This window comes from Polaribacter sp. R2A056_3_33, from assembly GCF_019278485.1.
Taxonomy (GTDB): domain Bacteria; phylum Bacteroidota; class Bacteroidia; order Flavobacteriales; family Flavobacteriaceae; genus Polaribacter.
Genome location: NZ_CP058984.1, coordinates 254,071 through 266,461 on the forward strand (window position 1 = coordinate 254,071; position 12,391 = coordinate 266,461).

Here is a 12,391-nt window from a genome sequence, read left to right on the forward strand (position 1 = left end):
AATTTTGCTTATTTTCTTAAATCTCCCTTTTTAAAAAGAATTGAATCTAAATTAGGTGTTGGTCTGTACTTTACGGCATCGTCCATTACAAAATGGGCACTATCAAACTGTAGTTTTCCTTCTGTAAATTTAACTTTTGTTTTTAGATAAATAGAAGGACAACAATGCGCATCATTATAATGACACACGGTAAGCCCTTTTAAAAAACCGTCTTCTATTTTTTGATACCTAAAGCTATTTGGCCAAGAATTGCTTTTACACCCACAAATTTCGGTTTCATTTGTAACATCTTCTAATTTAAAAGTTGTTCCTTTATTTATAAACACATAAAAGAACGTTACCTCTTCATAATTATTAGCTCTAAAAACACTAATAATGCAATCTCTTTTATCATCTCCATTCAAATCTCCAAATAAAATGGTGTTATTTCCATATTCTTGTTCATTTATATTTGTTGCAACTGGATAATAACGAATATTTTCCTCGTTTTTTTTTCCTCCAAAAAACGCTATAGAGTTTTTAGCATCGTACGCTTTTATAACGTTACTATAATTACTCTTTTTCTTGAAATTATTAAATTCTTCTTCTGTTATTACTTCTGGCTTATACTCCTCTACAAGAGAATCATATATAGCTTCATAATCAATATTTTCTTTATCTACTAGTCCCTTAACAGTATCTTTTTCCTCGATTTTAACATCTGTTTTTAACTTATTTTTCGCAACCTTTTTATCACATTCTATACATACTAAAGAAACTGAAATTAATAGCAAAAAGTACAATTTTTGAATTCTCATTTTATTGATTTTACACGCTTTAATTTAAACAGAACCCACCTCATTATTTAAAAAGCGAAACACGCCTCTTTAGCATTTACAATACCGTGTTTGTATAAGCTTTGTTGCGTAGTTTAAGCAATGAATTTACTAAATAAACACGAACGGCGAAATTCCGAAGGAATTTCCCAAGTGAGCCAAAACTAGCAATAAAGTTTATACGGTGTTGGCAAACAGGCTTTATTTCAGACTATTGTTTTAAATTCATTGTATTCCTCTTCAGTAAATGTTTTGCCTTTTAAATTATTAACTTGCCATAGTCCACTTTTGAAGATTTTCTCTTTTGGTGATTGATAACCTAACCAATCTTTTGAAGGAATTAACTCATTAGAACTTCCAAATGTCGAAATTAATTTTTTCTCAAAATCTAATCTTCTTTTTTTGTCATTAATTTCAATAACACAAAAAGTAAAGTTTTTTTGAATAATTTCACTAATTTGATTCTCTATTTGTTTTTCAAAATCAACATCTAGTTTCCATAGATTTTTTTCTTTGTCAATTCGTGATGTTGTATCAAGTTCCCAATTATCAATATAAGAATCATTGTTCTTTTTTAAAATACATCTACCAATATTTTTTCTAAAAATACTTCGATTTTTATTTTCCATTAAAAAGTGTTGCCTCAATCTAGGAATTAGTTGATTTTCTCCAGTGTGGCTTCCAATTCTAACGACTCTGTCATATTCTTTATATTTTTCTCCTTTTTCGAATAAAATATAAATTCCGTTTTTTGGAATTAAACTTTCTTGTTGATTATAAGGAAAACTAAATCTTTTTTTTTGATTAAAAATAATGTGTAATTCGTTTACTTTAGATTTCATTTTTAAGGTTTTTAAGATGTGAGATTCTATCAAATAATCCAACACCTTTCAAAGGTTGTTCTAAATATGTTAGATTTGAAATTATTGGTTTAACATATTCTAATCCTGCTAAAACAATAAATAAGTCCTTTTCTAAATCTGAAAATTTTGACAAGCTTTCAATTATTTGTTTTCCCCAAATAATTTTTTCGGCTTTAGTAAGAACTTTTAATTGAGGTTTTTTTTCTCGATTAGCTTTACTAATATTCGCAATAGTTACATCATAAGGTTCAATTTCAGTGTCTAATTCAAGTAGTCCATAATGTGCGGAAAGAATAAATATCTTGTCGGGATTCAATTTTATAGCATATTCTAAACTATGTTTGAATAACGGACTTTGATACATATTTTTAGCTTTTGTTTTTATGCTCAATTTTTTTGAACCACAAGAAATAAGTACAATTTTTTTCATTTTTTTTTTAATGTTCGGATTTTTTTTTAGCTTGTTGCCAACTTTTGGCTTTACCTATTTTTTATTTTTGATGAGCACAAACGTACTACAGAAATGTGCAATCTATTTGCACATTTAACACCATGCTGAACATTTCTTTATTTTTCTTGGTTTGTAGCGCTCTGTTTACCCTTTATTTAATCCTTGTTTTAATGGAACTTACTCTTTGATACATTCAGAAGAATTACGGGCCTGACGCACGAACTCCTAAGTCTTAATCCTTGTTTTAATGGAACTTGCTCTTTGATATCTTAGGGAAGCTATCCCTGATTTAGAAGAGGAGGAGTCTTAATCCTTGTTTTAATGGAACTTACTCTTTGAGATCTCTTAACGATGCTAACGCTTTGTTAGAGGTAGTCTTAATCCTTGTTTTAATGGAACTTACTCTTTGAGTAATTTCAACCAATCGTATGGGAATCATTTAATGTGTCTTAATCCTTGTTTTAATGGAACTTACTCTTTGAGTCAAAAGTAATATACACCCAAGAAGAAAAACATGAAAGGTCTTAATCCTTGTTTTAATGGAACTTACTCTTTGAGTTTATTATCTATTTACTCTACCTCTAATATTCTTAGGTCTTAATCCTTGTTTTAATGGAACTTACTCTTTGAGATGAATTCGGACAAAAAGAATGCTACTTGGCTAGCAAGTCTTAATCCTTGTTTTAATGGAACTTACTCTTTGAGATTTATTAATAAAATTTAGAGGTCAAAAAGTTGACAGTCTTAATCCTTGTTTTAATGGAACTTACTCTTTGAGTTATCTAATAGAGGATTAGCCAAGATAAATAGGGTCTTAATCCTTGTTTTAATGGAACTTACTCTTTGAGAGTATCAAAAAATGCATTTCTATAGCATGTAATCAACCGTCTTAATCCTTGTTTTAATGGAACTTACTCTTTGAGACATTAATTGGTAACACAGGAAAAGAAGTTGAGTTGTCTTAATCCTTGTTTTAATGGAACTTACTCTTTGAGTAATTCAACCTGCAGGTAACCCTGCATTCTTAAGCACGTCTTAATCCTTGTTTTAATGGAACTTACTCTTTGATACTTAGAAGAAGTAGAAGGTAGTTATAATCATCTGTAGTCTTAATCCTTGTTTTAATGGAACTTGCTCTTTGAGGATTACACCGGATGTGAAGTATGGTACTCTTTCAGTGTCTTAATCCTTGTTTTAATGGAACTTACTCTTTGAGCTCAAAGGAGTCAGTTCTACAAAATATCATGGACTGTCTTAATCCTTGTTTTAATGGAACTTACTCTTTGAGATAATTAACTTTTTACTTGCACAGTAAATAAATTACCTGTCTTAATCCTTGTTTTAATGGAACTTGCTCTTTGAGATTAATACAACTACGGCAAGAGTATTAAAAGGTGCGTCTTAATCCTTGTTTTAATGGAACTTACTCTTTGATTAGAGTGGAAACAGACTGGAAGTTGCAGACTTATTCGTCTTAATCCTTGTTTTAATGGAACTTACTCTTTGATCTAAGATAGCAGCAGCTAATGTAGACTTCATGGCGTATTAATCCTTGTTTTAATGGAATTTACTCTTTGATAAGTATGCTAAGTACAATCAAAGCACAACTGAACAAGTCTTAATCCTTGTTTTAATGGAACTTACTCTTTGACACGACTGGATAATGCCAATTGACGTAGAGAATAAAAAGTCTTAATCCTTGTTTTAATGGAACTTACTCTTTGACATTAGCATACGTTAAACACACGGCTCAAGTTGACTAGTCTTAATCCTTGTTTTAATGGAACTTGCTCTTTGATTAGTTTGAAGATATTAGCAGGTAATAGTTATTCTGTCTTAATCCTTGTTTTAATGGAACTTGCTCTTTGATAAATTAAGGTATAAACTATGGAGGTTTATAGAAGAAGTCTTAATCCTTGTTTTAATGGAACTTGCTCTTTGATCATCAGATAATGATGAGATTACAGAGGAGACTCCTACGTCTTAATCCTTGTTTTAATGGAACTTGCTCTTTGATATCTTATTTGAAGACACAAGTATTGACTATAATGAAGGGTCTTAATCCTTGTTTTAATGGAACTTGCTCTTTGACACAGAAAGCACAGCATTTTTTAGACACCGTAAAACTGTCTTAATCCTTGTTTTAATGGAACTTACTCTTTGAGTTGTATTACTACCGGCATGTGACACTAAAATTAAAAAGTCTTAATCCTTGTTTTAATGGAACTTACTCTTTGAGCCTTAATTTCATCATCACAAAATATATAGCTTAATTAGTCTTAATCCTTGTTTTAATGGAACTTACTCTTTGACGTGAAAAGAGCAAACGGAAATGTAAACGTTATGTTGTCTTAATCCTTGTTTTAATGGAACTTACTCTTTGAGTCTAAATGATATCGAACCAAATACTGTTTTCACCCAGTCTTAATCCTTGTTTTAATGGAACTTACTCTTTGAGTCCTCTAAAAATTGATTATGAATACTTTATAGATGGGGCTTAATCCTTGTTTTAATGGAACTTACTCTTTGAGATAGCAAAGCTATACGCTATGATGAATTCAAGAGTAGTCTTAATCCTTGTTTTAATGGAACTTACTCTTTGACATGATACGGTACTAGCGTCCGTATATCTTAGGGAAGCGTCTTAATCCTTGTTTTAATGGAACCTACTCTTTGAGAAACCGATGGAGTGGATTACCACGAATCATGGATAGTCTTAATCCTTGTTTTAATGGAACTTACTCTTTGAGTCAGCCATCTATATCTGCACACGTGTTGTGTCAGATGAGTCTTAATCCTTGTTTTAATGGAACTTTCTCTTTGAGGACTGAATACCCAAATCTCTAAAAATCAATTTATTAAAATTCACTTCATCAATAAAACCTTGAAATAAACCAAATTTTAGTACGTTTTTTTGAGTTTGCAAAATTATAAAATATTTTAACTAAAATACATATAATATTTAATTATTCTATAAAAACTTTTAATTTCTGAGCAAAACTTTTTGCCCAAAGCTCAATATGTATGGTACGAGATCTACTTTACAAAAGTTTTCTGAACAACGAAAGTTCTCTTTAAATTCGGCTCCAATAAAATAAGGTAATTTTCTTTTTTAAAAAACCAAAAGAGGTTTTATCTAAACGCTTTACTTTTCTAAGCTTATCTACTGTATATTTTAAAGATTTGTCTGAGAATTTTTCTATTAAATTACTCAAAGATATTGCTTTAAGAGGCACTGCGTTTAATTTTGAAATGTCTGTACTGTAATAAACCATTAGATTTTGTTTTTAAAATTGTAAATAATTAACTTAAATATTTGTGTTTTCTTTTTATGTTTTTCCAGGCTTTTAAGTTTTTATAAACCGTTATAATTGCTTCTCCTCCTCCACTTGTCATTACCACTAAATTCATTAAAGAATCTCTTTTTAAAGATTTTGGAACCTCTTTTTTTCCATTGTTTTTTAAACTGTAAAAACAAAATCCTTGTTTATAAATTGGCGTAGCATTTTCTAAAATAAACACAATACTTTCGTTTTTTACACCACGTTGTTTAGATCTTTTATTAGAATGATTTGTGTGGCTATAGGTATTATTAATTGATGTATTTATTAAATTAGAATTCATAATTGTAGGTTTTAAATAATTAGTTTAAATTTGAGTTATAATAACAATATAGACCTCACTTAGAAATCTATTTTCCAAACCAAAAAAATGCCTGTTAGCTACTCTCCTGATCTTAGATTAAAAGAATTAGAACAATTATTGTTAAATACCATGCACTATCCAGAAGGTTGCCAAAAAGAAGAATATAAAGGCGTTTGGACACCAGAAGAGTTAGCAGAAAAAATTTCTGAAATATTTGATTTAAAAAGAATATTAACCGATAAAACCATAGTAAATGATCTTAAAAAAATGGAAGTAGACTACAATGCTCCCATTGATAAAAAAGATATTTATGTACCAAGTTGGAATGGAAAAGCGAATGGCAAAAATGTAAAAAAAGTAGGTTATTTTTATTATGATACCACAAAAACCATTTTTAATAATAATAATTTATCGCAAGCAGATTTAAAAAACTTAAGAACTGTGGTAGATATGCTAAAGCAGTTTAAAGGTTTTAAATATTTTGAAGATGTAGATGTATTGGTAGATAAATTAGAGTTAAAGGCTTCTAAAAACAACCACGCCTCTATAATTTTTGAAACTATAGACGAGTTTACGGGGTTAGAACATATAGATCTAATTGCAAGTGCCATTAAAAACAGCAAAGTTTTAAAAATAAAATACCAGCCTTTTTATGAAAGTAAACCGGTAACCTATACCATACACCCATACCAACTTAGAGAATATAATAACCGTTGGTTTGTTTTAGCACATACAGAAGAGTTTAAAGAAAGAAAATTAGGTGTTTATGGTTTGTCTAGAATTACAGAAGAACCAACATTAATTGCCAAAACTTTTATTAAAACCTACACCAATTTAGTAAAAACTTATTTTAAAGATATTATTGGTGTTACCAACTACTTAGATAACAATGTAGCACATATTGTTTTTGAGGCTTATGGTATGCGTGCAAATTACATTAAAACCAAACCTTGGCACCCTAGTCAACAAATTGTTTCAGAAACAGCAGATACTTGTACTTTTTCTTTAGATATTAAAATTAATAATGAGCTAATAGCGTTAATCTTACAATTTGGTCTTGATATTAAAATATTAGAACCTGCATCTTTACAAAATACTATTGTTGATAAATTAAAAAAAGCTACAGCATTATACGATTAATCATTTAAAACTGAAACGTAATCTTTTTCCAATGTTGGGGAGTGTAATATTTTAAAGTTAATTGTGCATTTTGTACGGAATGTTGAAGCTCTTGTACAAACTCTAAAACGGCTTGCAAATTGTTTTCTGGCACAAATAATTCGGCTTTTTTAAATTCATCTAATTCGTTAATAAGAGATCCAAAACCATCTTCGTTATTATTTTCTTTAAAATAAATAATACTGCCATTAGAAGTGTATTTTTTAGCAATATATTTAATAGCATCTGATTCTTTATAAACCATAGTTTGTTTGTCTAATGCAAATTGAGTTGTGCTTTTCATGTAATTGTTTTTAATTGCTTCGGATCTATTTTTTATTATTTTTATGACTATTTTCTACGATGACTGCCACTACAGCTAAAGTAGCTAATGCTATTTTATACATAATTCTGTTTTTTTTTTGATAATTTAATTGATTTGTTACTTTACATTAGTTTGATTTGGCTTCTCTTCATTGGTCCCTTCTGCAACTATCGTTACTAATAAACCTAAGCCAGCGATCACTATTCCTAATATTCCTTGATTACTCATAATTTTTTATTTTTATTTGATTTTTATTTATTTTCTTTCTCTGATAATCTCTTCTCTTTTTCTTGATAACTTGAAACTAATAAACCTACTGTTGCTACTAATGCTGTTCCTAAAATTGTTAGAATTTGTTTTTTCATTTTATTTACTTTTAATGTTGTTTTTGTTAATTTACTGATTACGATTACTTTTCATTAGTTTGATTTGATGCATCTTCATTGATTCCCTCTACCACTATCGTTACTAATAGACCTAAGCCAGCGATCACTATTCCTAATACTCCTTGATTACTCATAATTTTTTATTTTTATTTGATTTTTATTTATTTTATTTCTCTGTTGATCCCTTTTCTTTTTCTTGAGTACTTGAAACTAATAAACCTACTGTTGCTACTAATGCTGTTCCTAAAATTGTTAGAATTTGTTTTTTCATTTTATTTACTTTTTTATGCTACTTAATTAATGCCACTTCTTTTCACTTGACTTGTATTATTATTTTTGATACTTAAAATATAAACGTCGCATAGAAATCTATTTTCCATCTCAAAAAATTATATTGGAATCACTTCTAAAATTTCATTTTTATTAGTGTTTCTTGCATATCTTGGATGCTTTTCTAGGTTTTTCCTTTTTTCGTTTTCTAAATAAATTTCAGCTGCTACTGTTGCTAGTCCTAAAACAGCTACTACTATTTTTAAATTCATGTCTTTTATTTTTATTAGATTATTATTTTTTAGTTATTTACTTTCTATACTTACAATATAAACGTCGCATAGAAATCTATTTTCCATCTCAAAAATTATATCGGAATTACCTCTAAAATTTCATTTTTACTAGAATTTGTTAAATAGCGTGTATACGCAGCAATATTTTTAATCTTATCATAAATTCTTATAGATCCATCACTGTATTTTACTTTAATGGTACTGCCTCCTGGTTGATGTGATAATGGATTTGTTCTATATTCGTCTGCTACTAAAAATGAATTGTTTGATTCTTGTACTAAACTATTAAAAACTGAATTGCGATTATAAGACATGATATATGGTTTTAGTTATTTACTTTCTATACTAACAATATAAACGCCGCATATAAATCTATTTTCCATCTCAAAATTATATCGGAATCACCTCTAAAATTTCATTTTTACTAGAACTCATTAAATAGCGTGTATACGCAGCAATATTTTTAATCTTATCATAAATTCTTATAGATCCATCACTGTATTTTACTTTAATAGTACTGCCTCCTGGTTGATGTGATAATGGGTTTGTTCTATATTCGTCTGCTACTAAAAATGAATTGTTTGATTCTTGTACTAAACTATTAAAAACTGAATTGCGATTATAAGACATGATATATGGTTTTAGTTATTTACTTTCTATACTAACAATATAAACGCCGCATAGAAATCTATTTTCCATCTCAAAATTATATCGGAATCACCTCTAAAATTTCATTTGTACTAGAACTCATTAAATAGCGTGTATACGCAGCAATATTTTTAATCTTATCATAAATTCTTATAGATCCATCACTGTATTTTACTTTAATAGTACTGCCTCCTGGTTGATGTGATAATGGGTTTGTTCTATATTCGTCTGCTACTAAAAATGAATTGTTTGGTTCTTGTACTAAACTATTAAAAACTGAATTGCGATTATAAGACATGATATATGGTTTTAGTTATTTACTTTCTATACTAACAATATAAACGCCGCATAGAAATCTATTTTCTAACTGAAATTTATAACGAAAATTACTAAATAACATAAAAAAACAAGGCGTAGTTATACAAGGTAATTACTAATAATTTATAAAAGATAATGAAGTCTAATACCTGTAAGTTAATAGGAATAAGAATATAATTCTTTAGATGCTCTGGTTACAGCTGTATAGTTCCAACGTAAATCTTTCCAGTTTGTAGTTTTATGTAGATACACATTTTCCCATTCTCCACCCTGAGATTTGTGTACAGTTAAGGCATAACCAAATTTAGCTTGCATTGCACTCATATAAGCATCATCATCGGCATTTTTAGATTTTTTGTAAGAATCGTTAACCTTAGACTGTTCAATTGCCAATTTTATAAATATTTCTTTACTTAAATAATCTGTATCTGTATATAAAAAGTCGGTTAGTATTTTTGTAGTTACATATAACGGAAGCTTATTTACGGCTGTAAATTCAACTTTTACCGTATGAAACAACAAACCACCTCTAACGCCGTCTTCCTCAATTATGCTCACAATTTTACCCGTTTCTCCTTTTGGAATAACAACAGATCCATTGGTGTATTTAGCGTTTAAATAAATAATATCACCAACTTCAATTGTTTTTACTTGAGGGCCAAAAATATTTTTACGAACATCTAAGTTCATTTGCAATACACTCTTTCTTGTCCAGCCAAGAGCAATGGCTTTTTCTTGTTTTGTAGCATTAAATTTTAAAGAAAAATCTTGAATAAACTGATTGTAAGATTGAAATTTATTTGGGATATTTATATTTAGAAACTTGTTCTTTAAATCAATTTTATTTTTTACATCTTGAGCAAGTTCTATAATATAAGAATCACTTTCTTGACGTAATATTTTTGTAAGTTCAAATTTTTCAATCCCCTTCGAGTAGTGTTCTTTCATATACACTATATCTAACGCAGGCGCAATTCCATGATATCCAATTGGAGGAAGTTGGTAACTATCCCCAACAAACAAAATTTTGTTTTCAACACCTAAATATTTTACGTGTTTATTCAAGTCTTTTAATAAAGAGTTTTTTGAAATTAAATTTCCTTGTTCTACCGCAGTGTCAGATATCATTGAGGATTCATCAACGATAAATAAAATTTTATGTGCTTTTTTTTTGTCTAAATTATCATCAAATAACAAACTGTTTATTTTTGGAACAAACATGCTCTGAATTACAATGCCATCTTTATTTTTAATTTCTTTAATGGTATATATTTCAGAATGAATGGTATTTGTTTCAACACCCGATTTTTTTGATAAAACTTTGGCTGCTCTATTGGTTGGTGCCAATAAAACTACTTCATCTACATCTTCTGCAACCTCATTAATAATACTTTTTATAACAGTTGTTTTACCTGTACCAGCAGCCCCTGTTAAAATAAAAATATCTTGCTTAGAGTTTACATACGTTCTTATAGTGTTAACTGCTTCTTTTTGATTTTCTGTTAAAGTAATTATTGAATTTTTCATGTGTGTTATTTTCATTTAAACACAGTATATCCTTTAACATGGAAATCTATTTTCTAGGTCAATTATTTCTGATATTTTCTAAATTGTACATGCTTAAAATTCTTAGAAATTTTAATCGTTCCGTCCGGTAAATATTCTTCTTTATGAACTCTTTTAGAAGTTGCATAAATTGGGATAAAATCTTGCTCTAAACACCAGTTAATAATATTAAAGGTTACCCCAAAATCTCCCTGAACAATTACTAAATCATTTACAGATGCTTCTGCCTTTAACCATTTTTTAATTGGTTCAATAATTTCTAATATGTCTTTTGGTTCTGGAGGAATATTTCCCCATAAATTTTGAAGCTCTAGAGGTAACCGTACAATATCGGTAACTTTATAAGTAGATTTTAGCTCTATTACTTGATCTTCTAACAAATTATGGGAAAATAATACAAATACTTTTTTTTTCATTTTCATTTAACTTGACTATTATTTCATTAATCTAGTTGCCTTACTTAACCGTTTTTCTAAATCATTAAAATCGTTTAAATAAGTGTCATGTCTTTTATCTAACATGTGAGCTACGTTCCTACGTATTTTATTTACAGATGTATACAACTTACCTAATTCTCTATCAATTTTATACAAATCAACCTTAGCCTGATGTCTTACCTTCTCATCAAAAGACCTATCAAAATCTATCTTCTCTGCTGCATAGGTTATGATAGATTCTGTTAAGGTTAAATAAGAAACCCCAAACATTCTTTTTGAATAATACCATTTTGCTAGATCTAATTGAAATAAAGAATTCTTTTTAGAAGTATCAAAACTATTTTTAAAATCTTCAAAAGCTTTTTCTGCAATTAACCGTTCTGTTGCATCTAGTTTAGAAAAATCAAATTTTAAAATACGTTCGTATTGTTTTTTTATTTCATGAGAATAATTAAGACTTAAAGCTGTAGAAAAATTCTTAATTAATTTAGATAAATCCTTATTTTTAGTTTCTAGTAATTTAGCTAACTCAAAACCATCTGCTTTTTCTGTAAAAGTATTGGCCGCTTTAATATTCTCATGTAATTCTGAAATGACATCTAACTGTACTATAGGAGCGATATCATTATTCTCTCTCATAATATCTAGCATTCCATAAGAAATCTCTTTAATTTCAAAATTCTTTTTACTTACATCTTTTAAGTAATTTAAAACATTCATTATTAATAGCGGAAGAGATCTAAAACTATGTGTTATATCTAGATATACCTCATCTCCATCATTTATTAATTCTTCGATTTTTAAGACTTGTTGTATATTAAAATCTAACTCCTCTTTATTTAACCCATATTGGATTAAAATTGGAATTAATTTTTTTTGATGTTCAAAATGTTTTAAAATTTTGTATTCATTCTCTAATACCTTAGAATCTTTATTAAATTGCGGTACAATGTCATGCAATTCTAGATAATTATCTGCAAATTCTCCATCTTCACCAATATAGGTTCTATAGACTTCTTCCCACATAGATCTTAACGTACCTATATAAAGTATCTTATCTATATTATAATGAATATCTAAAACCTTTGTTACAAATGATTCTTCGTATATTTTATCATCTATTTCATACTTTACAGTATTATATTCTCTTCTTTCTTTTTTACTTTCTCTATCAACACTCCCGGTTCCTAAAAAACTAATTAATATTTTTGCCATA

The 12,391-nt window shown here is 28.5% G+C and carries 14 protein-coding genes and 1 CRISPR repeat array; of the genes, 1 reads left to right on the top strand and 13 read right to left on the bottom strand.

Going from position 1 to position 12,391, the window contains the following annotated elements:
* Positions 1–8 precede the first annotated feature (8 nt).
* The 5 genes from H0I29_RS01260 to H0I29_RS01280 all read right to left on the bottom strand — a co-directional run bounded on the left by H0I29_RS01260 (position 9) and on the right by H0I29_RS01280 (position 5,753).
* Positions 9–797, bottom strand: a complete 789-nt coding sequence (locus tag H0I29_RS01260; RefSeq protein WP_218754141.1) for a hypothetical protein — start codon at positions 795–797, stop codon at positions 9–11.
* Positions 798–1,021: 224 nt separating this feature from the next.
* The gene (locus tag H0I29_RS01265) at positions 1,022–1,657 is read right to left on the bottom strand and encodes a hypothetical protein (protein ID WP_218754142.1); all 636 of its coding nucleotides are present in this window, start codon (positions 1,655–1,657) and stop codon (positions 1,022–1,024) included.
* Positions 1,647–2,108, bottom strand: coding sequence for a DUF6884 domain-containing protein (locus tag H0I29_RS01270; RefSeq protein ID WP_254712674.1), 462 nt, complete (start codon positions 2,106–2,108; stop codon positions 1,647–1,649). The genes H0I29_RS01265 and H0I29_RS01270 overlap by 11 nt, the downstream gene beginning before the upstream one ends.
* A 173-nt stretch (positions 2,109–2,281) precedes the next feature.
* A CRISPR array of direct repeats spans positions 2,282–4,953; the repeat unit is 36 nt; unit sequence GTCTTAATCCTTGTTTTAATGGAACTTACTCTTTGA.
* A gap of 250 nt (positions 4,954–5,203) precedes the next feature.
* Positions 5,204–5,404, bottom strand: a complete 201-nt coding sequence (locus H0I29_RS01275) for a hypothetical protein (RefSeq protein WP_218754143.1) — start codon at positions 5,402–5,404, stop codon at positions 5,204–5,206.
* A 28-nt stretch (positions 5,405–5,432) separates the two neighbouring features.
* Positions 5,433–5,753 (bottom strand): hypothetical protein, encoded by a 321-nt coding sequence (locus H0I29_RS01280; protein WP_218754144.1) that lies wholly within the window; start codon positions 5,751–5,753, stop codon positions 5,433–5,435.
* A gap of 87 nt (positions 5,754–5,840) precedes the next feature.
* On the opposite strand from H0I29_RS01280, the gene H0I29_RS01285 reads away from it, so the two are divergent.
* The gene (locus H0I29_RS01285) at positions 5,841–6,914 is read left to right on the top strand and encodes a YafY family protein (RefSeq protein WP_218754145.1); all 1,074 of its coding nucleotides are present in this window, start codon (positions 5,841–5,843) and stop codon (positions 6,912–6,914) included.
* Positions 6,915–6,918: 4 nt separating this feature from the next.
* Here the strand turns inward: H0I29_RS01285 and H0I29_RS01290 are convergent, their stop codons facing one another.
* The 8 genes from H0I29_RS01290 to csx2 all read right to left on the bottom strand — a co-directional run bounded on the left by H0I29_RS01290 (position 6,919) and on the right by csx2 (position 12,390).
* Positions 6,919–7,236: a hypothetical protein gene (locus tag H0I29_RS01290; protein ID WP_218754146.1), complete on the bottom strand. Its 318-nt coding sequence runs from the start codon at positions 7,234–7,236 to the stop codon at positions 6,919–6,921.
* Between the two features lie 796 nt (positions 7,237–8,032).
* Positions 8,033–8,185 carry a hypothetical protein gene (locus tag H0I29_RS01295; RefSeq protein WP_218754147.1) on the bottom strand — a complete coding sequence of 51 codons (153 nt, stop codon included), beginning with the start codon at positions 8,183–8,185 and terminating at the stop codon, positions 8,033–8,035.
* 95 nt (positions 8,186–8,280) lie between these two features.
* On the bottom strand, positions 8,281–8,520 hold the full coding sequence (locus H0I29_RS01300; RefSeq protein WP_218754148.1) for a hypothetical protein: 240 nt from the start codon (positions 8,518–8,520) through the stop codon (positions 8,281–8,283).
* A gap of 76 nt (positions 8,521–8,596) precedes the next feature.
* Complete coding sequence (locus H0I29_RS01305) at positions 8,597–8,836, bottom strand: hypothetical protein (protein ID WP_218754149.1); 240 nt, start codon at positions 8,834–8,836, stop codon at positions 8,597–8,599.
* 76 nt (positions 8,837–8,912) lie between these two features.
* A complete protein-coding gene (locus tag H0I29_RS01310) occupies positions 8,913–9,152 on the bottom strand; it encodes a hypothetical protein (RefSeq protein ID WP_218754150.1) in 240 nt (79 codons plus the stop codon).
* Between the two features lie 176 nt (positions 9,153–9,328).
* Positions 9,329–10,699, bottom strand: a complete 1,371-nt coding sequence (locus tag H0I29_RS01315; RefSeq protein WP_218754151.1) for an ATP-dependent RecD-like DNA helicase — start codon at positions 10,697–10,699, stop codon at positions 9,329–9,331.
* Positions 10,700–10,761: 62 nt separating this feature from the next.
* Positions 10,762–11,154, bottom strand: a complete 393-nt coding sequence (gene csx20 / locus H0I29_RS01320) for a CRISPR-associated protein Csx20 (RefSeq protein ID WP_218754152.1) — start codon at positions 11,152–11,154, stop codon at positions 10,762–10,764.
* Between the two features lie 18 nt (positions 11,155–11,172).
* Positions 11,173–12,390, bottom strand: a complete 1,218-nt coding sequence (csx2, locus tag H0I29_RS01325) for a TIGR02221 family CRISPR-associated protein (RefSeq protein ID WP_218754153.1) — start codon at positions 12,388–12,390, stop codon at positions 11,173–11,175.
* Position 12,391: the final 1 nt, after the last annotated feature.

Coding starts and splice junctions, on each gene's coding strand:
- H0I29_RS01275 (WP_218754143.1), bottom strand. CDS start 5,404: ATGGTTTATTACAGTACAGACATTTCAAAATTAAACGCAGTGCCTCTT.
- H0I29_RS01265 (WP_218754142.1), bottom strand. CDS start 1,657: ATGAAATCTAAAGTAAACGAATTACACATTATTTTTAATCAAAAAAAA.
- H0I29_RS01280 (WP_218754144.1), bottom strand. CDS start 5,753: ATGAATTCTAATTTAATAAATACATCAATTAATAATACCTATAGCCAC.
- H0I29_RS01310 (WP_218754150.1), bottom strand. CDS start 9,152: ATGTCTTATAATCGCAATTCAGTTTTTAATAGTTTAGTACAAGAACCA.
- csx2 (WP_218754153.1), bottom strand. CDS start 12,390: ATGGCAAAAATATTAATTAGTTTTTTAGGAACCGGGAGTGTTGATAGA.
- H0I29_RS01295 (WP_218754147.1), bottom strand. CDS start 8,185: ATGAATTTAAAAATAGTAGTAGCTGTTTTAGGACTAGCAACAGTAGCA.
- csx20 (WP_218754152.1), bottom strand. CDS start 11,154: ATGAAAAAAAAAGTATTTGTATTATTTTCCCATAATTTGTTAGAAGAT.
- H0I29_RS01260 (WP_218754141.1), bottom strand. CDS start 797: ATGAGAATTCAAAAATTGTACTTTTTGCTATTAATTTCAGTTTCTTTA.
- H0I29_RS01300 (WP_218754148.1), bottom strand. CDS start 8,520: ATGTCTTATAATCGCAATTCAGTTTTTAATAGTTTAGTACAAGAATCA.
- H0I29_RS01305 (WP_218754149.1), bottom strand. CDS start 8,836: ATGTCTTATAATCGCAATTCAGTTTTTAATAGTTTAGTACAAGAATCA.
- H0I29_RS01315 (WP_218754151.1), bottom strand. CDS start 10,699: ATGAAAAATTCAATAATTACTTTAACAGAAAATCAAAAAGAAGCAGTT.
- H0I29_RS01270 (WP_254712674.1), bottom strand. CDS start 2,108: ATGAAAAAAATTGTACTTATTTCTTGTGGTTCAAAAAAATTGAGCATA.
- H0I29_RS01285 (WP_218754145.1), top strand. CDS start 5,841: ATGCCTGTTAGCTACTCTCCTGATCTTAGATTAAAAGAATTAGAACAA.
- H0I29_RS01290 (WP_218754146.1), bottom strand. CDS start 7,236: ATGAAAAGCACAACTCAATTTGCATTAGACAAACAAACTATGGTTTAT.